Genomic DNA, 25142 nt, shown 5'->3' with positions numbered 1-25142 from the left:
CAAGGGATAACCGGGAAAGGGTAAGCGCATGAAGGATAAAACCAACAACGGTAAACACTCCGTCCGCGAGCCCTTCGAAAAGGCCCGTGATGCAAACGATACACCGTGTAACGTTCTTCAAGTCGATTTCGATAAATATATGCACTTCCTCGACGATCCCGCGCTGAGTGAAGCGCATAAACAAGAATTTCTTGAGACAATATGGTCGATATTACTACAATTTGTCGATCTCGGCTTTGGGATTCACCCGATTCAACAGGTTATTGAGGAATATGGTTCGAATAATATTGAAGTTAGAGCAAGCATCCACGATAATAAAACCGATACAGATAAAGGTTTTCAGAAGGAATTTGAGAAGATGGCGGATGGCCCGGACGGCCAATCTGCAGAAAGGTGAGTAGCATGAGATCGGCAAACCCATTTTCTGAAACTGGAACCAAGGCGATTATTTATTGCCGTGTTTCCAGTTCCAAACAAAAAAAGGTCGGCGACGGACTGGGCTCGCAGGAATCCCGATGCCGAGAGTTCGCTCGCTATAAGGGATTGGATGTCGTCGACATTTTTCAAGATGACGCATCCGGTGGGCTGATTGATCGACCCGGTATCCAAGCGATGCTGCGTTACATCCGCAAACGCAAGAACGATCCTCATATCGTTATCATCGATGATGTATCCCGCCTCGCACGCGGCCTGGATGCTCACCTAGCCCTTCGGGCGGCTATTTCCGATGCTGGTGGCGTGTTGCAAAGCCCCTCCATTGAGTTCGGTGAAGATTCAGACTCCATCCTCGTGGAAAACATGCTGGCTTCTGTTTCGCAGCATCAACGCCAGAAGAATGCGGAGCAAACCAAGAACCGGATGCGTGCCCGAGTGATGAATGGGTATTGCGTGCTTGCGCGTCCTCCCAGAGGGTTTCGCTATGAACAAACCCCCGGTCATCGAAAACTCCTCGTCCGAGACGAACCCATAGCGTCAATCTTGCAGGAAGCGTTTGAAGGCTATGCGTGCGGAAGGTTTCAGACACAGGTCGAAGTGAAGCGTTTTTTAGAAGGGCAACCCACCTATCCCAAGGATCTACCGGACGGCACGATCAGAAACCAACGCATTCACGACCTTCTGACGCAGCCGCTTTATGCCGGGTACATAGAAGCTCCAAATTGGGGCATCTCGCTTCGCAAAGGCCAACATGAGGGCCTTATCAGCTTCGAGACCTTCCAACGAATCCAAGAGCGCTTGAACGGCACGGCAAAGGCGCCCGCTCGCAAAGACATAAGCGCTGACTTCCCGCTTCGTGGCTTCGTGCACTGCGATGATTGCGGAACGCCTATGACGGCTTGCTGGGCAAAATCGAAAACCGGAGCAAAGCACCCCTACTACATGTGCAAGAAAAAGGGGTGCGAGAGTTATCGCAAATCCATACGACGTGATGTGCTGGAGGGCGAATTCGAAGAGCTCCTTCAGACCCTTCAGCCGAAAGCGAAGCTGTTCGAGCTGGCGAAGGCGATGTTCATCGATCTTTGGAACATGCGCCTCGCACAGGCGGATGAAATAGCGAAGTCGCTTAAAACGAACGTTCAGAAGATCGACAAACAGATCGAACAGCTTCTCGACCGCATCGTTGAGGCAAGCAATGCTTCTGTGATTTCTGCCTATGAAAAGCGGATCTCAAAGCTTGAGCAGGAAAAACTCCTGACCCAGGAACACATTGATAATGCGGGCAAGCCGCGACACACCCAGGAGGAGTTGTTCGAACTCGCCTTCAAATTCCTATCAAGCCCCTGGAAAATTTGGAAAAACAGCGATCTCGCATGGAAGAAAACCGTGCTTCGACTGGCCTTTGTAGAGCCTATTTCCTATAGCAGAAACGAAGGTGTTCGAACCCCGAAAATAGCTATGCCTTTCAAGGCTTTAGCAGGGATTTCATGTATCGAAAAAGAGATGGCGCACCGGGGAAGATTCGAACTCCCGACCCCCAGATTCGTAGTCTGGTGCTCTATCCAGCTGAGCTACCGGTGCCTGCCTGTCCCGCGCTGTCGAGGTTCAACCTGACTGCGGGGCGTGTTGCGGTCGGCGCCAAGGCCGTCCGAACAGGGCGCATCTCTACTCCGGTCATTCGCCGATTGCAAGCGAGGGCGCGCGTTTTTTTGCCCCCTGCGCGCTTCGCCGCCCAAAGCTGTTGATAAGCCTGACGGCAACCGGTGCCTCACACGCGCGAACCGGCCGCGTCGTCCCCGTTTGCATCGCCGCCGGCCGCATCGGCCTCCCCCGCAGGATCGGCAACCGGCCCGGGCCTCGAGGCGGCTCTTGCCGGCGTCGCGGACGGGGCATGGCAGGCGGGCAGCCGGATCTCGAAGACCGCGCCCGGGGCATTTGCCTCCACCAGCCGGATGCTGCCGCCATGGGCGCGCACCAGTTCCGCGGCGATCGCAAGGCCGAGGCCCGTGCCGCCGCTCTTGGCCACAGACTGGAACGGTTTGAACAGCTTGTCGCGGATCGCCGGCGGAATGCCCGGCCCGGTGTCGCTGATGCGGATCGTGGCTGCATCGGCGCCGCAACGGGCCTCGATGGTGACACGGCGTACCAGCGCGGCATCGTCGTTCGCCTCCAGCACCTGAACGGCGTTGCGGCACAGGTTCATCAGCACGCGGAAAAGCTGCTCCGGATCGGCGTCGATTTCCGCGCCTTCCGGAACATGCGTCTCGAACGCCACTCCGCCCTGCCCCGACAGGCCGAAGACGTCGACCACGTCGGCGACGATCATGTCGAGCCGCACCAGCCGGCGCTTGAGGGGCGCTTCGCGGGCGCTGCCATAGGCCAGAACCGAGCGGGTGTAGCTGACGGCGCGGTCCAGCGTCGCAATGATCTTGGGCACCAGCCGCTGCACGGTCGGATCGGCAACATGCTCGAGACGCTCGGAGAAAAGCTGCGCGGAAGCCAGAAGGTTGCGCAGGTCGTGATTGATCTTGGACACCGCCAGACCGAGATCGGCCAGCCGGCGCTGCTGCTGAAGCGTCGTGGCAAGCGTGGTCTGCATGTCGGCCAGGCGCGCCTCGGCATCGCCGATCTCGTCGTTGCGACGCGAGGGCACGATCACGAGGCTGCCGTCATCGGGGCTGTCCTGAAAGCGCGCCATCGAACGGGTGAGCTTTTGCATCGGGCGCACGAACAGCCAGCGCAGCGACAGATAGACCAGTGCCGCGGTGATCGCGGAAATGACGGCGGACAGCGCCAGGATGCGCGCGGAAAACGCCAGCATCGCGTCGCGCAGCAAGGCTTGCGGCATGACGATGTCGACCCGTCCGCCAAGCCCCATCTGCGAGGGCCCGACAACCCGCAGGTTGCCGTCCGCCCCGCCCAGCAGGATCTGGAAGCTGCCGACGATGGACGTCAGCGGATCGGCCTCGCCCATGTCGACCGTGCGCTCGATCGCGCCGGGCGGCCCGGACATGGCGATCAGCCGGCGGCGGTTGCCGTCGTCGAGGGCGATCGCCACCGCACCGGTGGTGCGCAGGAGTTCGGCCTGCACGCCGGGCGCAACCATGTCGGTTTCCACAAGGATGCTGGCGGCCACGCCGGAAATGGTCAGCTTGTCGATCAGCCAGGTGTTGCGAAAGTTGGCGACCGACGGCACGAAGATCAGCACCTCGCTCAGCATCACGAAGACGACGGTGAGCAACAGCAGCTTGCCCGACAGGCCGCCCCAACGGCGCCGCCCGGCCCCGCCGGAACGCACCTGGGGCGATGCGCCTCGGTCGTCGTCGCCCGCCCGCCCGGTGGCGGATGCCGGAGCGTCGGTCGGCGAAAGCCGGTCCCGGGCCTTGGGATCTTGCGAGGTCACGCGTCTGTCGCTCTTTCGTTCAAGCGTCCGGCACGCCCCGCCGCAACGCTTCAGCCGAAAAAGGCCAGCAGACGTACGACGCGGCGAACCCAGGGATTGTTCGCGCTGTCAGCATAGTAGGAAATCGCCGCGCGGCGAACCGCTTCCGAAAGCGAGGGATAGGGGGAAACGAATCCCGCCAGATCGCGCACCGTCAGGCCCTTCGAGACGACGAGCGACAGCAGGTTGGTGATTTCCCCCGCGGACGGACCGACGACATCCGCCCCGACGACGCGCCCGCGCTTGCCGACGATCAGCCGCACGAGGCCATCGGTGCGCCGCTCGGCCTGTGCGCGGTCGTTGCCGGAAAACGGCGCGTCGAGAACCCGAACCACGTGATGCCCGTGCGCGGTGCGCGCCTCCGCCTCCCGCATGCCGACGTGGCCGATCTCGGGGTCGGTGAAGATCACCCAGGGGACGATGTCGCGGTTTTCCTTTGCTGGCAGGCGGAACAGGATCGCGCGAATGACGACGCCGGCGTGGTAGCCCGCCACATGGGTGAACTGGAGACCGCCGGCGATATCGCCGATGGCATAGACGCTCCTGTTGCTGGTGCGCAGGTCCGCGCCGACCGTGATCCCGCCGCGCGTATGGGCGATGCCGGCCTCCTCCAGGCCCAGGCCGTCGAGATTGGGCTTGCGACCGGCGGCGACGAGAAGATGCGTGCCGGCAATCTCGCGGCGACCGTCGGCATCCTCCACGCTCACCTTGATGTTGCCGGCCGTGCCGGACACCTCCGCGACCCTGGTTTCTTCCAGGATCTCCACCCCTTCGCCGCGCAGCCGATCCAGCACGATGGTCGCAAGATCGGGGCTTTGCTTGGCGAGCGCGCGTTCGGCCTCCACCACGGTGACGCGCGCGCCGAGCCGCCGATGCGCCTGCGCCAGTTCAAGCCCGATGGGGCCGCCGCCGACCACGACGAGATGCCCGGGGCACTCGGTCAGACCGAAGACGGTTTCATTGGTGAGATAGGGAACAGCGTCGAGACCCGGGACCGGCGGCACGGCCGGCGACGACCCCGTTGCGACGACGAAGCGCCGGGCGCGGACATCGGTATCGCCGGCGCGAACCGTGCGACGATCGACGAAACGGGCCGTTTCCTGAATGACCTCGACGCCCAGCCCCTCGAAGCGCTCGACCGAATCATGCGGCGCGATTGCGCCGATCACGCCGTGGACATGGTCGTGCACCGCCTGGAAATCGACCGCGACGGAGGGCACGGAAACGCCGAGCGCCGTGGAATGGGCCGCGTGATGCGCCGCCTTTGCCGCAGCGATCAGTGCCTTGGAGGGGACGCAGCCGTAGTTGAGGCAGTCGCCGCCCATCTTTCCCTTTTCGATCAGCACGACGTCGACGCCGAAGGCCGCCGCTGCGGCCGCCACCGACAACCCGCCGGAGCCGGCGCCGATGACGCAGATGTCGGGCGTCAGAACTCGGGTCATGGCGAAACCTCCATGGGGAAACGGGAACACGCCGTCGCGGGCGCTTCAGTGCTCACGCCGGAGGCGCCTTGCGCCGGCGCCACTTCTTGACGCCGACCGGGATCAGGGCGGCAAGGCCGAGCGCTGCAAAGGCGAGCACGATGTCGCGCGTGATCAGGGCGGAGAGCTCGATGGAGCAGGTGCCGGCGGCCGCGCAGCCGGGATCGGCCGCCTCCTGCGCCGCGATCACACTGTCGAGCCCCGCGCCGATGAAGGCATAGGCGAAGGTGCCGGGCAGAATGCCGAAGAAGGTGGCGACAAGATACGGCCTGAGCCGCATGTCGAAGACCGCAGGGGCGATGTTGACGAGCCAGAAGGGAAACACCGGCGCCAGACGCAGGAACAGCAGATAGTGGAAGGCGTCCTCGCGAAATCCCGCCGCAAGCCGGTTCAGGAAAGGGCCGGCGCGCGCCTTCAGCGTTGCGCCGAGCGAGGTGCGCGCGGCCAGGAAGATCAGCCCCGCGCCGGCGGTCGCACCGACGGCGGTCAGTGTGCCGCCGAGCGCCCAGCCGAACAGGAAACCGCCGATGATGGTGATCAGCGAGGCGCCGGGGAACGAGAGCGCGACAGCCACCACGTAAAGGGCGAGGTAGGCAAGCGCGGCCACGACCAGATGGGAGGCGACGGCCTCCGCGAGCGCGTCGCGCTCGCGAATCAGCGTCGACAGGCTGAGGTATTCGTGCCAGCCCAGCGCATAGCCGCTGGCCGTGATCGCAAGAATGGCGATCAGCGGCAGCCAGCGCCGCCACGCCGGCTTTTGCGGCGCGGCCGGAACCGGCCTGTCCTTGCCGCTTTCGCCAGTGTCCATCCCCGCTCCCCCGTTGCCGTGCCCACGGCCCGGCGATGTGCCATGTGTCTCAACCCGCATCGTTCAGGCTCCAGTCATACCGGTAGCCGGCGATTCGCCGCGCGCCGTCGATCGCGCTGGCGAGTTCAGGGCGTGCGTAGCGGCGCCAATGCGCCCGCAATTGCGCTTCGGAACCGAAATCCTCCGAAAACCAGCTGTAGATCTTCGAAGCGCGGATCCCCCCACCCTCGACCCGAACGCCACGCGGCGTGTTGATATAGCCGCGCGCGCCGTCTTCCAGCATCGCCTCAAGCGCGGCGCCGGTGTAGGCGCGCGGCGCCAGGTCCGGACATCCCACGGAGGCGCAGTTGACCGCATAATGCACCCGCGCGTCCTTGTAGCGCTTGCGCAGGATGCCATGTTCGATGTCATCGAGCGAGAGCGCACGGCCCTCGACAGTGACGAGTTCCTTCCTCCACGGCCCGCGCGCGAAAAAGCCGCCGCCGAGGTCGATGTCGCGAATCGACCTTACCGGATAATGCGCAAGCACGACCTGAAGCGTCACCGCATTGTAGAGGTTGACCCAGAAGGCAAAGGCGTCGCGCGCGCCAAGCGAGGAGACGCGTGTCGCCGCCAGGCTCTCGACGTAGCGATCGAGCGCTGCGCGGCCGCCGGCCTTGAAGGCGGCGTAGCGCACGCGGTTCAAGCCGCCGCTGGAGACGACGACATGGCGCTGCAGCAGGGCGGTGAAGGCATCATGGGACGGCGCCGCCACCGCGACGCGCGGGCCGGAAAGCGCCAGGGCGCCAGCGCCGGCAATCAGCGTCCGTCGGCTGATCGCATCCGGCGCGGGCGCTGTATCGCTTGAATGCGCGCGATGGGGCACGGCCGTCGGCCTCATGACTTTCCTTCCCGGGTTGCGGTGCGCCAGTGGCACCCTCTCCTTGCGTTCTATCGCCAATCCGGGCAGGGAAAACCCGCTTTGGCCCCGTCTCACCGGGAAGTGATCCCCCCTCTCCCCGGCGTCAGCGGCGCGTGAACGAAATCGGCCGCACCGCAGCTGCGCGGCCCGCCGCGGAACGCAACGGCTCCCGTCGGCTTGTCGTTGACTTCACCGTGTTGCACCCGTATAAGCCTGCGCAATCGGGTCGTGCTGACTATTGCGGCGCCCACGACGGCCGCGGCCTCCTCGAAAGACGGGGAACGCGGTTCGGATCATCAGACAATTCGACAATCAGGGCCGCGCGCCCCTCGCGCGCGGAAGCAGAAACAATGAAGCGCACTTTCCAGCCGAGCCGTCTCGTCCGCAAGCGTCGCCACGGCTTTCGCAGCCGCATGGCAACCAAAAACGGTCGTCAGGTCATTCTCCGTCGCCGCGCCAAGGGCCGCAAGCGGCTGAGCGCCTAAGCAGGATTTGGCCGGGCCGCGGCGAGGGAGACCTTTGTGATCCAAGCTGCGCCGCCCGATACCTTGCCGACTCTCAAGAAACGCGCCGAGTTTCTGGCCGTCGCCAAAGGCGGCCGGATGCCTCGGCGTGCTTTCGTGCTTCAGGCCGCCGATGTCCCCGGCCCGCCGCGCATCGGCTACACGGTCACCAAGAAGGTCGGCAATGCGGTCGAACGCAACCGCATCCGCCGCCGTCTGCGCGCAGCCGTGCGCGCCGCCAGCGACGCCGCACGCACGGATCTCGATTACGTGCTGATCGGCCGGCGCGGCGCCTTGTCGCAAGATTTCTCAGAACTCACCGGCGATATTCGCGCCGGACTGCAGCGGGCGTCGACCGCGCCCTCCGCCGGACCGCGCCACGGCAAGCGCGGCGCCCGCTCCAAACCAACGCCTGTTCCGAAAAAGCAAGGGTGAACGCCGACTATGGCTGACAACCGTAATACGATCCTGGCTATCGTCTTGTCCCTCGTGGTCCTGCTGGGTTGGCAGTATTTCGTGGCCCAGCCGCAGATGGAGCGCCAGCGCGCAGAACAGCAGGCCGCCCAGTCCCAGTCCGAATCCCAGACGCAGGACGCCCCGGGCTCGGCCGTGCCGCAGACCCCCGGTGTCGCCGGCTCGGCCAATGTTCCGGGCGCCAACGTTCCCGGCACCGCGGCCGGCGGTCCGGCACAGGGACTGAGCCGCGAGGCCGCCGTCGGCAACACGCCGCGCGTTGCGATCGACACCGACCGCGTCGAAGGCTCGATCAACCTCACCGGCGGCCGCATCGACGATCTCCGGCTCAAGGATTACCACGAGACCGTGGACCCCACGAGCCCGACCATCGTGCTGTTCTCCCCCAAGGGCAGCCCCAAGCCCTATTACGCCGACTTCGGCCTGACGGCGGACCCGGGCGCCGACATCGCGCTGCCCGACCAGAATGCGCAGTGGACCGCGCCCGCGGGCGCCCGGCTTACGCCCTCGAACCCGGTCACGCTGACCTGGGACAATGGCGCGGGCCTTGTGTTCGAACGCACGATTTCCATCGACGACAACTACATGTTCACCGTCGATCAGACCGTGCGCAACGAGACCGACGCCGCCGTCCAGCTCTACCCCTACGGCCTGATCGCGCGCAACGGCCTGCCCGAGACGACGGGCTTCTACATCCTGCATGAAGGCCTGATCGGCGTATTCGGCGAGGAGGGCCTCCAGGAGGTCGACTACGACACCCTGCAGGAAGACGGTCCCGTGCGCCCGGCCGCGGTCAATGACGGCTGGCTCGGCATCACCGACAAATACTGGGCCGCCGCTCTCGTCCCGACGCCGGGAAGCACGTTTCAGCCGCAGTTTTCCTATTCCGCGCAGACCGACAATTTCCAGGCGGATTTCCTGGCCGACCCCATCCAGGTGGCGCCCGGCGCCAGTGCATCGGCAAGCTCGCAGCTCTTCGCCGGCGCCAAGGAAACGGCCAATATCGACAGCTACCAGGACGATCTCGGCATCAAGAACTTCGAGCTGCTGATCGACTGGGGCTGGTTCTACTTCCTGACCAAGCCGCTGTTTTACATCATCGACTACCTGTACCGCCTGGTCGGCAACTTCGGCGTCGCGATCCTGCTGGTGACGGTGGGGATCAAGCTGGTGTTCTTCCCGCTCGCCAACAAGTCCTACGTCTCGATGAGCAAGATGAAGCTCGTTCAGCCGCAGATGACGGAAATCCGCGACCGCTACAAGGACGACAAGCAAAAACAGCAACAGGCGCTGATGGAGCTCTACAAGAAGGAGAAGATCAATCCGCTGGCGGGCTGTCTGCCGGTGCTGATCCAGATCCCGGTCTTCTTCGCGCTCTACAAGGTGCTCTTCGTCACCATCGAAATGCGGCACGCGCCGTTCTTCGGCTGGATCCAGGATCTTTCGGCCCCGGACCCGACGTCGCTGTTCAACCTCTTCGGCCTGATCCCCTGGGATCCGCCGCAGCTGTTGATGCTCGGCATCTGGCCGCTGATCATGGGCATCACGATGTTCGTCCAGATGAAGATGAACCCGGCCCCGCCCGATCCGACCCAGCAGATGATCTTCACCTGGATGCCGGTGCTCTTCACCTTCATGCTGGCCTCCTTCCCGGCCGGACTGGTGATCTACTGGGCCTGGAACAACTCGCTCTCCATCGCGCAGCAGTATGTGATCATGCGGCGCCAGGGCGTGAAGGTGGAGCTCTTCGACAACATCAAGTCGACGTTCCGTCGCAAGAAGCCCGACGAGAGCTGATAGCGCCGTATCGCAAGAAATCGAAAGCCCCGGGCGCGTCCCGGGGCTTTTTTTTGCCCGCCCCCTTGCATGACGGCAGGGACACAGGCATTCAAGACCGAGCGGATCGAAGGAAAAGGGTCGATGGACAAGATCGTGTGACGAGAGGTGCGCCACCGCACCGTCCCCTCCGCCGGGCGTTCGACGCGCCGGCGATCCACGACACGCCCGGAGACCTTGCCATGCCCGGCCCAGATCCCCGCACCCGCCATCCGCTCGGTGGCGCGCCGCATACCGTCTTTCTCAACACCGTGATCACCCGCGCGACCATCGAGGTCGGCGATTTCACCTATTATCACGACCCCGACCGGCCCGAGGCCTTCGAGGATCGCAACGTCCTCTATCACTTCGACTTCATCGGGGACCGGCTGAGGATCGGGCGGTTCTGCGCGCTGGCCACCGGCGTGCGCTTCGTCATGAACGGCGCGAACCATGCCATGGGCGGGTTTTCGACCTACCCGTTCAACATCTTCGGCGGCGGCTGGGAAGAGGGTTTCGACCTCGCCAGCGTCACCGACGGTCTGCGTGGCGACACTGTGGTCGGAAACGACGTGTGGATCGGCCGGGAGGCGACCGTCCTGCCGGGCGTGACCATCGGCGACGGAGCCATCGTCGGCGCGCATGCGGTGGTCGCATCGCCGGTGCCGCCCTACGCCGTCGTTGCTGGAAACCCCGCACGCATTGTGCGATACCGGTTTCGCGAGGAAACGATCGAAACCCTTCTGGATATCGCCTGGTGGCACTGGACGCCCGAGAAGATCGCTCGAAACCTTGACGCCATCCGTGGCGCGGACCTCGACCGGCTTAAGGCCGCGCGCTGACCCGCCCCCCGACACGCCGCCTCACATGTGCCGCAGCCAGCGGCCGCACCGGAACCCTGACGCGATGACCGAAACCGAGACCTCCGCCCAAAACGATCCGAACGACCCCGCTACCTACAGTGACGCGGAGATCGAGGCCGGCCGTCTGCTGTTTCGCCGTCCCTGGGCCTTCATCACCAGCGTCGCGCGGCTCGACCAGCTGCCCGACGACGAGATGATCGAGGTCGCCTTCGCGGGGCGCTCGAATGTCGGCAAATCGAGCCTGATCAATGCGTTGACCGGCGTCAACGGCCTGGCGCGCACCTCCAACACGCCCGGACGCACGCAGATGCTCAATTTCTTCGGCGCCCAGGGCAGCGACGTCGCGCTCGTCGACATGCCCGGCTACGGCTACGCCAAGGCGCCCAAGGACCTCGTCGATGCCTGGACGAAGCTCGTCTACACCTATCTGCAGGGCCGGGCCCGGCTTCGGCGCGTGTTCGTGCTGGTCGACAGCCGCCACGGGCTGAAGCCCAACGATCTGGAAGTCATGACCCTGCTCGACCGGGCGGCGGTGAACTATCAGGTGGTTCTCACCAAGATCGACAAGATCAAGCCCGGACAGGCGAAACGCGTGAAGGAGGAAACCGCGCAAGGGATCGTGAAACGGCCGGCAGCCCACCCGGTGGTGATCGAGACCTCCTCCGACACGGCAACGGGGCTTGCCGAGCTGCGCGCGGAGATTCACAAGCTGACCCTGACGTAGCGTACCCGCGCACCGGAACGCGGCGTCAGCGCCAAAACAACCATCAGTCGTGTTTTTTCCTGTGTACGACCGTTTTTTCGAGTCGAACTATCGACAGAAACCGCGACTCCCATCACATTTAACGTTGCGTAAACTAGCTCATGCGACTCTTGCGCGACTGAGGGGTGGAAACCGCATGTACGAGGGCCAAGGCGCGCAACCTGGGTTGCGCGCCCGATTTTCCAGCAATGACGACGGCGATGCGATTTCGCGCACCGACCTGGTCGGGTTCGGCCTTGTCGAGGACAGGCCGGATCCCTCGCTGGACGAGATCGTACGTCTCGCCGCAGGCATTGCGAAGTGCGAGAAGGCCTTCATCACCTTCGCCCACAACGACCAGCTTCATGTGCTCGCCTCCGTCGGCAGCGATGTCAGCCAGACCCCGGCCGCCCTTTCGGTTTGCGGCGTGACCTATCGAGAGGACGCCCCGCTGATCGTCGGCGATCTCTCCCGTGACATCCGGTTCCAAAACTACCCCTATGTCGCCGCGGAAAACGGACACCGTTTTTATGCCGGGTTTCCCCTGCGGCTGGCCTGCGGCACCTCAATCGGCAGCCTGTGCGTCATCGACCGCAAGGTTCGCCAGGAGCTGCTCGACGAAATCCAGCAGGCCACCATGCAATCGCTGACGATGCTTGCGGTGCGCATCCTGGAAGGCCGCCAACGCGACGCCCGGCTGAGCGACTATCTCGGGATCGCTTCCGACTGGATCTGGGAACAAGACGAGCATTTCCGCTTCACCTACCTGTCGCGCAGCGCTTCCGACAACGGCATCCGGATCGAGGACTTTCTCGGAAAGGCGCGCTGGGATGCGGCCAGCGCCAACGGCGAAAGCGCGAAATTCTGGGCCGAACATCGCCGGGCGCTGGAAGCTCATGAGCCGTTTCGCGACCTGCGCTTCCGCTGGTTCCATGGCGGCCGGGAGCGGGTCTACTCGATCAGCGGACGTCCGGTCAGCTCCCAGGACGGCACGTTTCTGGGCTACCGCGGCTCCGCGCGCGACGTCTCCGAGGAGGAACTGGCGCGGCGCGAAGTCGAATACATGGCCCACCACGATCCGCTCACCGGACTGGCCAACCGGACGGCCTTCGAACAGCGCGTCGGCGACGCCTTCCAGCGATGGGAGGAGGACGGCAGCACGGCAACGCTGTTCCTGCTCGACATCGACCATTTCAAGCAGGTCAACGACACCTACGGGCATTCGGCCGGCGACACGCTGCTGATCGCCGTTTCGAACCGGCTCAAGGCCTGCGTCGGCGCCGACGCGACAGTGGCGCGTCTTGGCGGCGACGAATTCGCGATCCTGGAGCCGAGCCTCGAACGCGACGGCGCGGTGGCCGAATACGCGGCAAGCCTCGCCCGCGCCATTTCGCAACCCACCGACATCGGCGACTTCGTTATCGAATGCGGCAGCAGCATCGGCGTTGCCGCGCTGCCCGAACACGGCGGCGACTTCAGCCAGTTGATGGGCAATGCCGATCTCGCGCTCTATGAGGCCAAGGCGGTCGGGCGCGGACGCTTCATCGTCTTCGAGACCGCGATGCGCCGGGACGCAGACTGCCGCAACACGCTGGCGCGCGAATTGTGCGAAGCCTTCGACAACGACCAGTTCGATCTCGTGTTCCAGCCGATCGTGCGCATGGAAGACGAATGCATCGTCGGCGCCGAGGCGCTCTTGCGCTGGGATCATCCGGAACGCGGCCGACTGGCGCCGGGCGCCTTCATCTCGGCGCTCGATTCCAGCCGCTACGCCGCCGACGTCGGATACAAGGTCCTGGAAGACGCCTGCCGGGCGGCCCTTCCCTGGACGCGCGAGGCGCCGCACGGGTTCCGCCTCTCGGTCAATCTCTTCGCCGGACAATTGCGCGATCCGCGGCTTGTCAACCGGGTGCGCGCGATCCTGGAACGCACCGGCTTCGACGGGCGCAACCTCGATCTCGAAATCACCGAAAACATCCTGATCACGCCGACCGCGGATCTGGCCGACACTTTGCGCTCCCTCAAGCAGATGGGCGCCGACATCGTGCTGGACGATTTCGGCACCGGTTTCGGCTCGCTCAACCACCTGCTGCAGTTTTGCATCGACCGCATCAAGGTCGACCGTCAATTCGTCAACGGACTGAACGTCGATGTCGATTACAACACGGTCACGCATGCCGTCGTGAAACTTGCCGTGGACCTGGGGCTCAAGGTGACCGCGGAGGGCATCGAGACCGAGGAGCAAAAGCGGTTCCTGTCGCTGATCGGCTGCACCGACGTCCAGGGCTATCACTTCTCGCGCCCCGTGCGCGGCGAGCAGATCCTGGAACATATCCAGAGCGCCCGCCGGCAGTCGGAGAGCGGGCAAGCCGTGAACGGCCGGCGCAAGGGCGCGGCCTGACGCCCCTGCCGGCCCTCGCATCCCCCCGCGATTGAGACCGTCGTCGAAAACCGCTATAGAGCGACGCGTCGTCGTGCGTTCCCTCGATCGTGCTGCCACACCCCATGTGTTCTTGCGAAAGTCCGACCCCATCATGCCCGATCCCGCCCCGATCAACCCCGCGCAGGTCATCTCCAAGGCCCTGCCCTACATGCTGCGCTACGATGATCAGGTCGTCGTGGTGAAATACGGCGGTCATGCCATGGGCGATCCGGAGCTCGGTCATGCCTTCGCCCGGGACATCACCTTGCTGCGCCTTGCCGGCGTCCTGCCGGTGGTGGTGCATGGCGGCGGACCGCAGATCGGCTCGATGCTGGAGCGTCTCGGCATCAAGAGCGAGTTCAGGAACGGCCTGCGCGTCACCGACAAGGCGACCGTCGAGGTGGTCGAGATGGTGCTGGCCGGCGCGATCAACAAGGAAGTCGTCCATCTGATCAACTCCGAGGGCGGCAAGGCCATCGGGCTGTGCGGCAAGGACGGCAATCTGGTCACCGCGCAGAAGCTGCAGCGCCGGGTGCGCGATCCCAATTCCGCCATCGAGCAGGTGATCGACCTCGGTTTCGTCGGCGAACCCACCGAGGTCAATCCGACCGTCCTGAAGCTCGTCATGAAGGAAGAGCTGATCCCGGTCGTGGCCCCGGTGGCCCCCGGTCGCGACGGCGAGACCTACAACATCAACGCCGATACGTTTGCCGGCGCCATCGCCGGGTCGCTCGACGCCAAACGGCTGTTGTTCCTTACCGATGTGCCCGGCGTGCTCGACGCAAACGGCAATCTGATCAAGGAGCTGTCGGTTGCCCAGGCCCGATCCCTGATCGAGGACGGCACGATTTCCGGCGGCATGATCCCCAAGGTGGAAACCTGCATCGAGGCGATCGAGCGCGGTGTCGAGGGGGTCGTCATTCTCAACGGAAAGGTGCCACACGCCGTGCTATTGGAACTTTTCACCGACCAGGGCGCCGGGACCCTGCTGCGCCCGTGAACGACACACCCGCTCTCAACGGCGAAGGCCGTCACGCCCACCAGCACGACCTGCGCGCCTTCAAGGGCGTGGAAGCCTGGGTTTTCGACCTGGACAACACGCTCTATCCGGCATCCAGCGACCTGTTTTCGCAGATCGACGTCCGGATTTCCGACTATGTGGCGCGCGTGCTCGACATGCCGCGCGACCAGGCGCGGATCAAGCAGAAGGAATTCTACCGCGATTACGGCACGACCCTGCGCGGTCTGATGATCGAATACGACATCGAGCCGGATGCCTTCCTGGAGTATGTCCACGACATCGACTATTCGCCGATCGAGCCCAACCCGGAACTGGGCCGGATGATCGCCGAACTGCCGGGCAAGAAGTTCATCTTCACCAATGGCGACAAACCGCATGCCGAACGCACGGCCGAACGCCTCGGCATCTCCGACCAGTTCGACGACATCTTCGACATCGTCGCCGCCGGTCTTATGCCCAAACCGAACCTCGAAGCCTACAACCTCTTCATGAAGCAGACCGGCGTGGCGCCTGCACGCGCCGCGATGTTCGAGGATCTCGCCCGCAACCTCGTCGTGCCGCACAAGCTCGGCATGCGCTCCGTGCTCCTGGTGCCGGACGGCACGCGCGCGGTGTTTCGCGAGGAATGGGAGCTGGAAGGCGCCAATGCGCCGCATGTCGATTTCGTCACCGACAATCTCGCCGGCTTCCTCAAGGCCGTCAACGGCACGCTGAAACACGGCGCGGCCTGAAACGCGGGCACCGCGACGGACGCCGGGAGAGCACGGACATGCGGTTCGATCTGGTTCAAAGGCTGGGACGACCCGCCGCCGCCGCCTCGCGCACGGAGCGGCTGCTTCACGTCCTGCTGCCGCATGTCTACCGGCGGCTCGGCAAGGGCGTTGCCGCGCGCGCGGTGACCGAGTTTCTCGCCTTCGGTGTCAAGCAGGCCTACGCCTGCCTCTACGGTGCGCTGCTGCTGGCGCTGATCCTGGGCACCCGTTTCCTCTATCCAGCCGATGCGGGGCTTGCCCGCTACGACTTTTTGTTTCTCGCCGCGCTGGCCATACAGCTGTGGTTGCTGGCGGCGCGGCTGGAAACGCTGGACGAAGCCAAGGTGATCCTGATCTTCCATGTGGTGGGCACCGCGATGGAAGTGTTCAAGACCGCCGCCGGCTCCTGGATCTACCCGGAGGAGAGCTTTTTCCGGATCGGCGGCGTGCCGCTCTTCTCCGGCTTCATGTATGCCGCCGTCGGCAGCTATCTCGCCCGGATCTCGCGGATCTTCGATTTCCGATACAGCCACTATCCGCCATTGTGGACGACATGGATCTTCGCCACCGCGATCTATGTGAACTTCTTCACCCACCACTACACGGTGGACATCCGCCTTGGCCTCTTCGCCCTGCTCTTCGTGCTCTACGGGCGCACCTTCGTGCATTACTCCGTCTACCGCTACCGGCACCGTATGCCGCTCGTGCTCGGATTCTTTCTCGTCGCGCTGTTCATCTGGTTCGCGGAAAACATCGGCACCTTCGCCCAGGCCTGGCGCTATCCCGACCAGGCCGACGGCTGGCGTCTCGTGTCGATCGCAAAGCTGAACGCATGGGTGCTGTTGATGATCATCTCCTTCGTGCTGGTGACACTGGTCAACCGTCCCCGCAAGGAGTGAACGACATCCGGCGCCCGGCGTTGTCATCCGGACTTGCCCCGACATGGACAGACGCGGTGCGGCGGCCTATGCCTCGGGCCTTGCCTTTCTTGCGCGTCGACCGACCAGCCGCAGGCGCGCGTTCAACCGATTGGATTTCCCATGGCGACCTGCGCCCTTTGCTCTGCCGACACCACCACCGACGTCACCGTCACGCCACGCGACGAAAGCCTGCCCCTGTGCGACACCTGCCGGGACGGGGTCGAGAAAGGCCCCCTAGACGGCCCGCACTGGCAGTGCCTCAACGAGGCGATCTGGAGCACGGAGCCGGCAGTGCAGGTCGTTGCCTGGCGGCTCCTGAAGGCGATGCCGGAAGCGCCCTGGGCGCGCGAGGTCCTGGAAATCGCCTATCTGGAACCCGACGTCCTGGCCTGGGCCGAAGAGGGCATGAGCGGTGCGGACACCGATGCAGATGCCGTCGTGCATGTCGACTGTAACGGCGCGGTGCTTGCTGCCGGCGATACGATCACCTTGATCAAGGACCTCACCGTGAAAGGGGCCGGCTTTACCGCCAAGCGCGGCACGGCGGTGCGCAAGATTTCGCTGGTGCCCGACAATGCCGCCCATATCGAGGGCCGCGTCGAGGGGCAACGGATCGTCATCCTCACGCAATATGTGAAAAAGGCCTGATCCGGGCCGAGCCGGGCGGTGCGCGGCGCACGTCACACCCCCAGAAGCAGCACGACGATGCCGGCGACGATCAACAGCGCGCCGGCAGCCTCGCTGGTGCGCATTCGTTCGTGGAAGACAAGCCAGGAAACGAGGAAGGTGAAGACCAGCTCGATCTGGGCAAGCGCACGCACATAGGCGACCTGCTGCAGCGTCATTGCCGTGAACCAGCCGGCAGATCCCGCCACCCCCGACAGGCCGACCCAGATCGCGGTGCGCCAGCTCGCAAGGCTCGCGGCCAATTGGTCCGGTTCGCGCCAGATCATCCATATCGCCATGGCGAGCGTCTGGAAAACGGTGACATAGGCCAGCGTGAAGCCGGCCTGCATGAGGAAATTCGGCCCGCCGAGCGACAGCGACGCCCCGCGCACGCAGACCGCCGAGACCCCGAAGAGCGCCGCCGAGGCGAGACCGATCAGCGCCGGACGGCCGGTGAGCGCGGCAATGACGCTCTTGAGGCCGACCCGTTGACCGGCAAGCGAGATCATCACCACGCCGGCGACGCCGATGGCGATCGCGAAAGCGGCCATCGCGGTCACCGTCTCGCCGAGAAAGACCAGCCCGAAGACGGCGGCCTGCACCGGCTCGGTCTTGGAATAGGCCGTGCCGACCACGAAGTTGCGGTAGCTGAACAGATGCACCAGCAGGAAGGTCGCCGCGATCTGGGCAAGCCCGCCCGCCGCGCCGATGGCCCAGAAGTCCCCGCCCGGCGACGGCAGCGCATACCCGAGGCCGTAGACCAGAAGGCCCAGATAGGCGAGCGCGAAGGGAAAGCCGTAGCCGAAGCGCACGAAGGTCGCGCCCGTCGTGCCGAGCCGGCCCTTCAGGTGCTTTTGCAGCGCCGAGCGCGCGTTCTGGCAAAACGCGGCGAAAATCGTGATCGGGATCCAGAGTTCCATGGCACTTCGCTTAGGCAGCGCAACCGCCCCTGTCCAGCCGGAAACGCCACAGGTCATCCGGTCACGGGGCGGCCATGGCACGCGGCCTTGACTTCGCAGGGCGGCAAGGCTTAGGTCGCGCCGACAGATTTTGGCTCAAATCCCGCATTCATCCCACAAATTCAGCCCGGAGTTTCGCGCACATGAACACAGCCCACATCGACCAGTCGAAACTGGCCGCCATCATCGATGCCGCCTTCGAGGATCGTGCTGCGATCGACGCGCATACGACCGGCGAGATCCGCGATGCCGTCAACACGGCGCTCGACCTGCTCGACCGTGGCCATGCCCGCGTCGCCGAAAAGCACGATGGCGACTGGGTCGTGAACCAGTGGCTGAAAAAGGCGGTGCTGCTCTCCTTCCGGCTCAATCCGATGGAGACGATCAAGGGCGGACCGGGCGATGCGACCTGGTGGGACAAGGTGCCGTCGAAATTCGACGGCTGGCGCGGCATCGATTTCGAAACCGCCGGCTTTCGCGCCGTGCCCGGCTGCATCGTGCGCCGCTCGGCCCATATCGGCCGCGACGTCGTGCTGATGCCCTCCTTCGTCAACCTCGGCGCCTTCGTCGACGAGGGCACGATGGTCGACACATGGGCCACCGTCGGCTCCTGCGCGCAGATCGGCAAGGGCGTGCACCTGTCGGGCGGCGTCGGCATCGGCGGCGTGCTGGAGCCGCTGCAGGCCGGCCCGGTGATCATCGAGGACAATTGCTTCATCGGCGCGCGCTCGGAAGTGGTCGAGGGCTGCATCGTGCGCGAGGGCTCCGTGCTCGGCATGGGTGTCTTCATCGGCCAGTCGACCAAGATCGTCGACCGCGCCACCGGTGAAGTCTCCTACGGCGAAGTTCCGCCCTATTCGGTCGTCGTCGCCGGCACCATGCCGGGCAAGCCGATGCCGAACGGCGAGCCGGGTCCGAACCTCTATTGCGCCGTGATCGTCAAGCGCGTCGACGAGAAGACTCGCTCCAAGACCTCGATCAACGAGCTGCTGCGCGCCTGATCCGCACGCCCGTCATGCCCGCCGGCGGCTTGATTGCCGCCGGCGGACAGCCTACCTGAAGGGGTGACCGGAAGGCCGCCGCCCGCCCCGGCACATGCCTGCTTGCGCAAGGGATCCCATGTCCGCACCCGTTCCCCATCCCGGACCTCAAAGTCTGGTCTGGCTGTTCTTCAATCCGATCGGCCGCATCTCGCGCGAGCCCTACTGGCTGTCCTTCGCGCTGGTCTGGACGTTTTTCGCCATCGCGATCACCGTCTGGCTGCGCGACACGACAATCACGCCGGAAACGCCGTTGCCGGAGGCAATGGCCTCCTTCATCGAAGCCAATCCGCTGATGCCGTTCATGCTGATCGCCTTCCAGTGGGTGGAGCTGGCGCTGGTGATCAAGCGGCTGCAGGATCGCGGGTTGACCGGTTTCCTGGCCATTCTCGTCTTCATCCCGATGATCAACCTGCTCTTTATCGCCGGCCTTGGCCTGATCCCCGGACAGGACGGGCCCAATGCCTATGGCCCTGGCCCCAACAGCCGCTGGAAGCGACCGACCTGAGCGCGGTTCCCGACCTACCGCCCCCTGCCCGAACCGGACCGCCTGCCCATGACAGACCCGCTTTCGCCCGCCGTCAGCCTCGCCCGCGACCTGTTGCGCTGCCCCTCGGTAACACCGGCGGAAGGCGGCGCGCTGGCGCTTCTGGAGGCGCGGCTGGAAGCGGCCGGGTTCAGCGTCAGCCGCATGGTCTTTCGCGACGACAACACCCCGGACGTGGAAAACCTCTTCGCCACCATCGGCTCGGGCGCACCGCATTTCGTCTTCGCGGGCCACACCGACGTCGTTCCGGCCGGCGATGCAGACGCCTGGCAGCACCCCCCGTTTTCGGGCGAGATCGTCGACGGCGTGCTCTACGGACGCGGCGCGGTCGACATGAAGGGCGGGATCGCCGCCTTTGCCGCCGCCGCGCTCGGCTTTATCGAGGCGCACGGCGGCAAGATCCCCGGCACGCTCTCCTTCCTGATCACCGGCGACGAGGAAGGCCCGGCGGTCAACGGCACGGTCAAGCTGCTCGACTGGGCAAGGGCGCAAGGACACAGCTTCGATGCCTGTATCGTCGGCGAACCGACCAATCCCGACGCGCTCGGCGACGCCATCAAGGTGGGGCGGCGCGGGTCGCTGACGGGCACGGTGACGGTGACCGGCGTGCAGGGCCATGTCGCCTATCCGCATCTGGCGAAGAACCCGGTGCCGGACCTGCTTGTCCTGCTCGGCACGCTTCAGTCACTCATGCTCGACGCCGGCAACGAGCGGTTCCAGCCGTCGAACCTGGAAATCACCACCATCGATATCGGCAACACGGCGACCAACGTGATCCCGCGTCAGGCGCAAGCGCGCTTCAACGTGCGTTTCAACGACACATGGTCGGTGGAGAGCCTGCGCACGCGGCTGCGGCAGGCGCTGTCGGAGGTCACCGGGCTTTCCTGCGACTGGAGCCTCGCCTTTGCCCCCGATTCCAGCGACAGCTTCCTCACCCATGACGCGGCCCTCATCGACGCGCTGAGCGAAGCGGTCGAAGCGGAAACCGGACGCCGGCCGGAGCTTTCCACCGGCGGCGGCACCTCGGATGCGCGGTTCATCAAGAATTATTGCCCGGTCGTGGAATTCGGTCTCGTCGGCCAGACGATGCACAAGGTCGACGAACGCGTCGCCACCGCCGATCTCGACCGCCTCGCGGCAATCTATCGCCGGTTTCTGGACAGCTATTTTTCAGCCGCCTGAGATTTCCCTCAAGGCCCCTTCGGGACAGTATCATGCTAAGCCTTGCCGAAATCCGCCTTTCGACGAAAGGCGCCTGGGCGCTGTTTCTCAAGCGTCCTCTCGATCCCAGCCTGTATGATGTGTCGACCTCCGGCTTCTGGCGATCCTTCCAGCTGATCGTCCCGATCATGCTTTTCTATGTCATCGTCACGTTTTCCGACTATGAGCTCACCAGGATCGAGCTGGGTCATCGGGGGCTTCCGGAGTTCGCCGATTTCGCGATCGCCGGCTACATTTCGCTTGTCGTCGACTGGTTTTTCTTCCCGCTGGCGCTGATGCCCTTTGCCGGGGTGCTCGGCATCGCCGACAGATATGCGACCTTCGTCGTTCTGCGCAACTGGTCGCAGTTCCTGATGGCGCTGATCGCGACACCCCTCTTCGCCGCTTTCTACTTCGATCTGATCGGATCGAAACTCCATTTCCTCGGACTTCTCACGATCATGTTCGTCTTCCTGCGCTATCGCTACATCGTCACGCGGGCGGCGCTCGAGTGCTCCTTCGGCCTTGCCGTGAGCCTCGTTGCGCTGGAGTTCGCGCTCAGCATGGTGATCGGGGAAGCCTTCGCGCGGCTCTACGGGGTCGCGGTCTGACGGCAGCGCATCCGAAACTCTCCGACTGTTCGACGCCGCCCGGCGATGGCATTGTAGCGCCAGACACAAGAACAGTTTGCGGAGGACACCCCATGACGAGCAGCGACGGCGCGGCCCAGGCCGACACATTCGAACGCCGACCAGACCCGACACGCGTCAATGCCATCGGCTTCGATGCCATCGTCGATGCGCTTGGCGCAGGCATGCGCGATTTCCGAAAGGCCCCGCGCTTCGGCCTGTTCTTCGGCGGCGTCTACGCGCTTGGCGGCATCGTCGTGCTGCTGACGGCCTCCGCCCTCCACATGAGTTACCTGAGCTATCCGCTCGCCATCGCCTTCGGCCTGATCGGCCCCTTCGTCGCCGTCGGCCTCTATGAGGTCAGCCGGCGGCTGGAAAACGACGAACCGCTCGACTGGTATGGCGTGCTCGCCGTGATCTGGGCGCAGCGCCGGCGCGAACTGGCATGGATGGCTTTCGTCGTGCTCTTCGTCCAGATCATGTGGATGTATCAGGTCCGGCTTCTCCTGGCGCTGTTCCTGGGCTTCCAGTCGTTCGCCAGCTTTTCCGCCTTCGTCGAGGTGGTGGTGACCACGCCGGAAGGCCTGATGTTTCTCCTGATCGGCAACATCGTCGGCGCCGCGCTCTCCATCGTGCTGTTCTCGCTGACGGTGGTCTCCTTCCCGATGCTGCTCGACCGGGAGGTCGATTTCATCACCGCGATGATCACCAGCGTGCGCGCGGTCGTCACCAGTCCGAAGCCGATGATCGGCTGGGCGCTGATCATCACCGTCACGATGCTCTTGTCGATGCTGCCGGTCTTCGCCGGCCTTCTGGTGACGCTGCCGGTGCTCGGCCACACCACCTGGCATCTCTATCGCAAGCTGGTGCCCGATCCGGACCCGGGCGAGGCAGCGGCACCGGAGGCTTAGCCTCCGGGCGTCTCCTCGGCTTCCGCCAGCCAGGCCGCGCGCGACGCGCGGTCTTCGTCCGCGGAGCGGTAATCGACGCGGGTCAGATAAAGCCCGTCGGGCGGAGCGACCGGCCCGCAGGCCTCGCGGTCGCGCGCATCGAGTGCGGCGGCCACGTCCTCGGCCGTCCAGCGGCCGTCGCCGACCAGGCGAAGCGTTCCGACCATGGAGCGCACCTGATTGTGCAGGAAGGAGCGCGAGCTGCATTCGGCAATCACCACCTCGCCGTCGCGCCAGACGCGGAAGGCCTCGAGCGTCTTCCACGGGCTCCTTGCCTGACACCGGGTGTGGCGGAAGGTTGTGAAGTCGTGGTGGCCGACGAAGACCTGCGCGGCCTCGTTCATGGCATCGGCGTCGAGCGGCTTCTTCACCTGCCAGGCAAGGCCGCGGTCGTGGGTGAGCGGCGCAAGGCGGTTGGCGATCCGGTAGCGGTAGTGCCGGCGGATCGCGGAAAACCGCGCGTCGAAACCGTCATGCATCTTCTCGCAATCGAGCAGCGCGACCGGGTCCGGCTGGCAGTGGAAATTCAGCGCGCCGAGCACTGTCGCCGCCGGCCAGTCCTTTTCCAGATCGAGATGCGCCACCTGTCCGAGCGCATGCACGCCGGAATCGGTACGCCCCGCCCCGCCGATGGAGACGGTCTCCCCGGTAAATGCCGTGATCGCCCGTTCGATCACCGCCTGCACGGAGGGACCGTTGTCCTGGCGCTGCCAGCCGACGAAGGGGCGGCCGTCATAATCAACGGTGATCTTGTAGCGGGGCATGGCTTCCCGGTGTGCTCGTCAGTCGAAGGCCTGGAAGGGCGTTGCGAAATCGACCTCGATGGGCATGGCGGCGGGGGCGGCCTCGCTCAGCGCCAGCGCCTGGAAGGCCGTGCCGGCAAAGGGCGCGGCGACCTTGCCGGCAAGCGCGGCATCGAAGCCGAAGCGTGGATAATAGGACGGCGGTCCGAGCACCAGCACCAGATCCTCGCCATTCGCGCGCAGCTGCGCGAGTGTCGCCTCGATCAGCTGCGTGCCGACGCCGCTGCGCTGCCGGTCGGGGCGCACCGCGACCGGCGCCAGACAGGAGATCGCGAGACGGTGCGCCGCGCCCGCGCCGGTGACGCGGGAAAAGGCGACATAGCCCTCCAGCGTGCCATCCGGATCGACGGAGACCTGTTCCAGCACCAGTGCGCCGCAGGCGCGCAGTTCCGTCACCAGACGCGCTTCCGCGTCCTGACCGAAGGCGGCGGCGAGCAGCATCGAAATCTCCGCGTGATCGGCCTCCGCAACGGGGCGAATGACGGGTTCGGGAACGGGATGGCGGGTCATGATCAGGGTCCGGTTGAGGCTTCGGTTTCGATCCTAGGCGATTGCGTCGCCAACGCGAAGCTGCGCGCCGCGCAGAAAGGCGTCCGCCGCCATCGGCTTGCGTCCGGCGCGCTGCAACTGAAGCAGGCGCACCGCGCCCGCGCCGCAGGCAACGACAAGCGTGTCGCCCTCCGCTGCAAGCAGCGTTCCGGGCGCCGCCGTTTCGACATCGCCGGCAAGCGCGCTGCGCAGGATCTTGACACGCTCGCGCGCGCCCGCGATCTCGATCTCGCACCAGGCGCCGGGAAAGGGCGACAGGCCGCGAATGTGATCGTGCACCGCGCGCGCGGCCTGCGTCCAGTCGATGCGTGTTTCGGACTTGGCGAGTTTCCTGGCGTAGGTCACGCCCTCTTCCGCCTGCGGCGTTTCGGTCAGCCCGCCGCGGGCGAGCGCGCCGAGCGCGCGCACCATCAGGTCGCCGCCGAGCGCGGAAAGCCGGTCATGCAGGTCGCCCGCCGTCATGGCGTCGTCGATGGCGACCCGTTCGGCCATGCACACGGCGCCGGTATCGAGGCCGGCCTCCATGCGCATCACCTCGACGCCGGTTTCGCGGTCACCGGCCATGATCGCGCGGTTGATCGGAGCGGCCCCGCGCCAGCGTGGCAGCAGCGAGGCGTGAAGATTGAGACAGCCGTGGCGCGGCGCATCGAGAATGGCTTGCGGCAACAAGAGACCGTAGGCGACGACAACGGCGACATCGGCCTCGAGGTCTGCGAAGCGGGCCTGCTCCTCGGCTGATTTCAGCGAGACCGGCGTGCGCACCTCGATGCCCAGCGTTTCGGCCGCCTGATGCACGGCCGACTTGCGCTCCTCCATGCCCCGCCCGGCCTTGCGCGGCGGCTGGGTGTAGCAGGCAACAACATCATGCCCCTGCCCCACGATCTCCACCAGCGTGGGTACCGAGAACTCGGGCGTGCCCATGAAGACGATCCGCAAGGTCATCCGTGTCTCCTTTTCCGGTCCGGCCTGGTCGCGGAACGCGCCATCAGGCTGCAGGCCCCGGTCACAACGCCCCGAGGCTCGTCACCGTCACGTCCATCGCGACCCCCGCCAGGAACGCCCGCCCGACGAGGGACACCCTTCGGGCATCGCCAGGAGCGCGATCCCCTGCCAGCGACAGGTTGGCGACAGGGGGCATGAGTGCGAAAAAGACAGCGAAAACCATGAGGAAACAGGCCCTGTCCATCAGGCCGGCTCCCGGCGCGCAAGGCAATCGCTGC

At 65.0% G+C, this 25142-nt stretch carries 25 protein-coding genes, 1 tRNA gene and 1 pseudogene; 17 read left to right on the top strand and 10 right to left on the bottom strand.

All coding sequences use genetic code 11. The features are described 5' to 3' along the window. Positions 1-28 precede the first annotated feature (28 nt). Both G572_RS23360 and G572_RS26650 read left to right on the top strand, forming a co-directional pair. Complete coding sequence (locus G572_RS23360; protein WP_029058375.1) at positions 29-397, top strand: hypothetical protein; 369 nt, start codon at positions 29-31, stop codon at positions 395-397. Positions 398-402: 5 nt separating this feature from the next. Then, positions 403-1398 (top strand): annotated as a pseudogene (locus G572_RS26650) (recombinase family protein); the annotation flags it as partial. Between the two features lie 541 nt (positions 1399-1939). Here G572_RS26650 and G572_RS0110135 read toward each other — a convergent pair. From G572_RS0110135 to G572_RS23350, 5 genes are all read right to left on the bottom strand, one after another. Next, positions 1940-2016 (bottom strand) — tRNA-Arg (locus G572_RS0110135). 187 nt (positions 2017-2203) lie between these two features. Next, entirely contained in the window at positions 2204-3838 is a 1635-nt protein-coding gene (locus G572_RS23355; protein ID WP_208979084.1) for a sensor histidine kinase, read from the bottom strand. 50 nt (positions 3839-3888) lie between these two features. Further along, positions 3889-5319, bottom strand: a complete 1431-nt coding sequence (locus G572_RS0110125) for a dihydrolipoyl dehydrogenase family protein (RefSeq protein ID WP_029058374.1) — start codon at positions 5317-5319, stop codon at positions 3889-3891. Between the two features lie 52 nt (positions 5320-5371). After that, positions 5372-6166, bottom strand: a complete 795-nt coding sequence (locus G572_RS0110120; protein ID WP_029058373.1) for a TVP38/TMEM64 family protein — start codon at positions 6164-6166, stop codon at positions 5372-5374. Between the two features lie 49 nt (positions 6167-6215). Next, on the bottom strand, positions 6216-7046 hold the full coding sequence (locus G572_RS23350; RefSeq protein ID WP_051242151.1) for a DUF547 domain-containing protein: 831 nt from the start codon (positions 7044-7046) through the stop codon (positions 6216-6218). 371 nt (positions 7047-7417) lie between these two features. Between G572_RS23350 and rpmH the strand changes: the two genes are divergently transcribed. The 10 genes from rpmH to G572_RS26645 all read left to right on the top strand — a co-directional run bounded on the left by rpmH (position 7418) and on the right by G572_RS26645 (position 17227). Then, entirely contained in the window at positions 7418-7552 is a 135-nt protein-coding gene (gene rpmH, locus G572_RS0110110) for a 50S ribosomal protein L34 (protein ID WP_029058372.1), read from the top strand. Between the two features lie 36 nt (positions 7553-7588). Further along, positions 7589-8005 carry a ribonuclease P protein component gene (gene rnpA / locus G572_RS25450; RefSeq protein WP_245566195.1) on the top strand — a complete coding sequence of 139 codons (417 nt, stop codon included), beginning with the start codon at positions 7589-7591 and terminating at the stop codon, positions 8003-8005. 9 nt (positions 8006-8014) lie between these two features. Beyond that, entirely contained in the window at positions 8015-9841 is a 1827-nt protein-coding gene (yidC, locus tag G572_RS0110100) for a membrane protein insertase YidC (protein ID WP_029058370.1), read from the top strand. 221 nt (positions 9842-10062) lie between these two features. After that, the gene (locus G572_RS0110095; protein ID WP_029058369.1) at positions 10063-10701 is read left to right on the top strand and encodes a CatB-related O-acetyltransferase; all 639 of its coding nucleotides are present in this window, start codon (positions 10063-10065) and stop codon (positions 10699-10701) included. A gap of 64 nt (positions 10702-10765) precedes the next feature. Further along, positions 10766-11446, top strand: a complete 681-nt coding sequence (gene yihA / locus G572_RS0110090; RefSeq protein ID WP_051242149.1) for a ribosome biogenesis GTP-binding protein YihA/YsxC — start codon at positions 10766-10768, stop codon at positions 11444-11446. Between the two features lie 175 nt (positions 11447-11621). After that, positions 11622-13865, top strand: a complete 2244-nt coding sequence (locus G572_RS0110085) for a putative bifunctional diguanylate cyclase/phosphodiesterase (RefSeq protein WP_029058367.1) — start codon at positions 11622-11624, stop codon at positions 13863-13865. Between the two features lie 133 nt (positions 13866-13998). Continuing rightward, on the top strand, positions 13999-14886 hold the full coding sequence (gene argB / locus G572_RS0110080; RefSeq protein WP_029058366.1) for an acetylglutamate kinase: 888 nt from the start codon (positions 13999-14001) through the stop codon (positions 14884-14886). Then, entirely contained in the window at positions 14883-15638 is a 756-nt protein-coding gene (locus tag G572_RS0110075; protein ID WP_084650021.1) for a pyrimidine 5'-nucleotidase, read from the top strand. The genes argB and G572_RS0110075 overlap by 4 nt, the downstream gene beginning before the upstream one ends. Positions 15639-15676: 38 nt before the next feature. After that, on the top strand, positions 15677-16558 hold the full coding sequence (locus G572_RS0110070; protein WP_051242147.1) for a DUF817 domain-containing protein: 882 nt from the start codon (positions 15677-15679) through the stop codon (positions 16556-16558). A 141-nt stretch (positions 16559-16699) separates the two neighbouring features. Beyond that, the gene (locus G572_RS26645) at positions 16700-17227 is read left to right on the top strand and encodes an alkylphosphonate utilization protein (protein WP_029058363.1); all 528 of its coding nucleotides are present in this window, start codon (positions 16700-16702) and stop codon (positions 17225-17227) included. 32 nt (positions 17228-17259) lie between these two features. Here G572_RS26645 and G572_RS0110060 read toward each other — a convergent pair whose 3' ends face one another. Next, complete coding sequence (locus G572_RS0110060; protein WP_029058362.1) at positions 17260-18165, bottom strand: DMT family transporter; 906 nt, start codon at positions 18163-18165, stop codon at positions 17260-17262. Positions 18166-18347: 182 nt separating this feature from the next. Here G572_RS0110060 and dapD point away from each other — a divergent pair, with 182 nt between their 5' ends. The 5 genes from dapD (at position 18348) to G572_RS23345 (ending at position 22531) form a co-directional block, all read left to right on the top strand. Next, positions 18348-19205: a 2,3,4,5-tetrahydropyridine-2,6-dicarboxylate N-succinyltransferase gene (dapD, locus tag G572_RS0110055; RefSeq protein WP_037546467.1), complete on the top strand. Its 858-nt coding sequence runs from the start codon at positions 18348-18350 to the stop codon at positions 19203-19205. A 118-nt stretch (positions 19206-19323) separates the two neighbouring features. Further along, positions 19324-19752, top strand: coding sequence for a DUF805 domain-containing protein (locus G572_RS0110050; RefSeq protein WP_029058360.1), 429 nt, complete (start codon positions 19324-19326; stop codon positions 19750-19752). Positions 19753-19800: 48 nt separating this feature from the next. Then, a complete protein-coding gene (dapE, locus tag G572_RS0110045) occupies positions 19801-20973 on the top strand; it encodes a succinyl-diaminopimelate desuccinylase (protein WP_029058359.1) in 1173 nt (390 codons plus the stop codon). Positions 20974-21005: 32 nt separating this feature from the next. Continuing rightward, complete coding sequence (locus G572_RS0110040) at positions 21006-21602, top strand: hypothetical protein (RefSeq protein ID WP_029058358.1); 597 nt, start codon at positions 21006-21008, stop codon at positions 21600-21602. A gap of 92 nt (positions 21603-21694) precedes the next feature. Further along, positions 21695-22531 (top strand): DUF2189 domain-containing protein, encoded by an 837-nt coding sequence (locus tag G572_RS23345; RefSeq protein WP_037546465.1) that lies wholly within the window; start codon positions 21695-21697, stop codon positions 22529-22531. Here the strand turns inward: G572_RS23345 and truA are convergent. The 4 genes from truA to G572_RS0110015 form a co-directional block, all read right to left on the bottom strand. Further along, entirely contained in the window at positions 22528-23334 is an 807-nt protein-coding gene (gene truA / locus G572_RS0110030; protein WP_029058357.1) for a tRNA pseudouridine(38-40) synthase TruA, read from the bottom strand. The two genes, G572_RS23345 and truA, sit on opposite strands and share 4 nt — an antisense overlap. Before the next feature lie 18 nt (positions 23335-23352). Further along, on the bottom strand, positions 23353-23883 hold the full coding sequence (locus G572_RS0110025) for a GNAT family N-acetyltransferase (protein WP_029058356.1): 531 nt from the start codon (positions 23881-23883) through the stop codon (positions 23353-23355). Positions 23884-23916: 33 nt separating this feature from the next. Beyond that, entirely contained in the window at positions 23917-24858 is a 942-nt protein-coding gene (gene fmt / locus G572_RS0110020; protein WP_029058355.1) for a methionyl-tRNA formyltransferase, read from the bottom strand. A gap of 67 nt (positions 24859-24925) precedes the next feature. After that, positions 24926-25108: a hypothetical protein gene (locus G572_RS0110015; protein WP_029058354.1), complete on the bottom strand. Its 183-nt coding sequence runs from the start codon at positions 25106-25108 to the stop codon at positions 24926-24928. Positions 25109-25142: the final 34 nt, after the last annotated feature.

Origin of the sequence: Stappia stellulata DSM 5886 (genome assembly GCF_000423705.1) — a bacterium.
Lineage (GTDB): Bacteria > Pseudomonadota > Alphaproteobacteria > Rhizobiales > Stappiaceae > Stappia > Stappia stellulata.
This window is presented reverse-complemented; position numbering and strand designations above follow the sequence as displayed.

Coding starts and splice junctions, on each gene's coding strand:
- G572_RS23360 (WP_029058375.1), top strand. CDS start 29: ATGAAGGATAAAACCAACAACGGTAAACACTCCGTCCGCGAGCCCTTC.
- G572_RS0110125 (WP_029058374.1), bottom strand. CDS start 5,319: ATGACCCGAGTTCTGACGCCCGACATCTGCGTCATCGGCGCCGGCTCC.
- G572_RS0110120 (WP_029058373.1), bottom strand. CDS start 6,166: ATGGACACTGGCGAAAGCGGCAAGGACAGGCCGGTTCCGGCCGCGCCG.
- G572_RS23350 (WP_051242151.1), bottom strand. CDS start 7,046: ATGAGGCCGACGGCCGTGCCCCATCGCGCGCATTCAAGCGATACAGCG.
- rpmH (WP_029058372.1), top strand. CDS start 7,418: ATGAAGCGCACTTTCCAGCCGAGCCGTCTCGTCCGCAAGCGTCGCCAC.
- yidC (WP_029058370.1), top strand. CDS start 8,015: ATGGCTGACAACCGTAATACGATCCTGGCTATCGTCTTGTCCCTCGTG.
- G572_RS0110095 (WP_029058369.1), top strand. CDS start 10,063: ATGCCCGGCCCAGATCCCCGCACCCGCCATCCGCTCGGTGGCGCGCCG.
- yihA (WP_051242149.1), top strand. CDS start 10,766: ATGACCGAAACCGAGACCTCCGCCCAAAACGATCCGAACGACCCCGCT.
- G572_RS0110085 (WP_029058367.1), top strand. CDS start 11,622: ATGTACGAGGGCCAAGGCGCGCAACCTGGGTTGCGCGCCCGATTTTCC.
- argB (WP_029058366.1), top strand. CDS start 13,999: ATGCCCGATCCCGCCCCGATCAACCCCGCGCAGGTCATCTCCAAGGCC.
- G572_RS0110070 (WP_051242147.1), top strand. CDS start 15,677: ATGCGGTTCGATCTGGTTCAAAGGCTGGGACGACCCGCCGCCGCCGCC.
- G572_RS26645 (WP_029058363.1), top strand. CDS start 16,700: ATGGCGACCTGCGCCCTTTGCTCTGCCGACACCACCACCGACGTCACC.
- G572_RS0110060 (WP_029058362.1), bottom strand. CDS start 18,165: ATGGAACTCTGGATCCCGATCACGATTTTCGCCGCGTTTTGCCAGAAC.
- dapD (WP_037546467.1), top strand. CDS start 18,348: ATGAACACAGCCCACATCGACCAGTCGAAACTGGCCGCCATCATCGAT.
- G572_RS0110050 (WP_029058360.1), top strand. CDS start 19,324: ATGTCCGCACCCGTTCCCCATCCCGGACCTCAAAGTCTGGTCTGGCTG.
- dapE (WP_029058359.1), top strand. CDS start 19,801: ATGACAGACCCGCTTTCGCCCGCCGTCAGCCTCGCCCGCGACCTGTTG.
- G572_RS0110040 (WP_029058358.1), top strand. CDS start 21,006: ATGCTAAGCCTTGCCGAAATCCGCCTTTCGACGAAAGGCGCCTGGGCG.
- G572_RS23345 (WP_037546465.1), top strand. CDS start 21,695: ATGACGAGCAGCGACGGCGCGGCCCAGGCCGACACATTCGAACGCCGA.
- truA (WP_029058357.1), bottom strand. CDS start 23,334: ATGCCCCGCTACAAGATCACCGTTGATTATGACGGCCGCCCCTTCGTC.
- G572_RS0110025 (WP_029058356.1), bottom strand. CDS start 23,883: ATGACCCGCCATCCCGTTCCCGAACCCGTCATTCGCCCCGTTGCGGAG.
- G572_RS0110015 (WP_029058354.1), bottom strand. CDS start 25,108: ATGGACAGGGCCTGTTTCCTCATGGTTTTCGCTGTCTTTTTCGCACTC.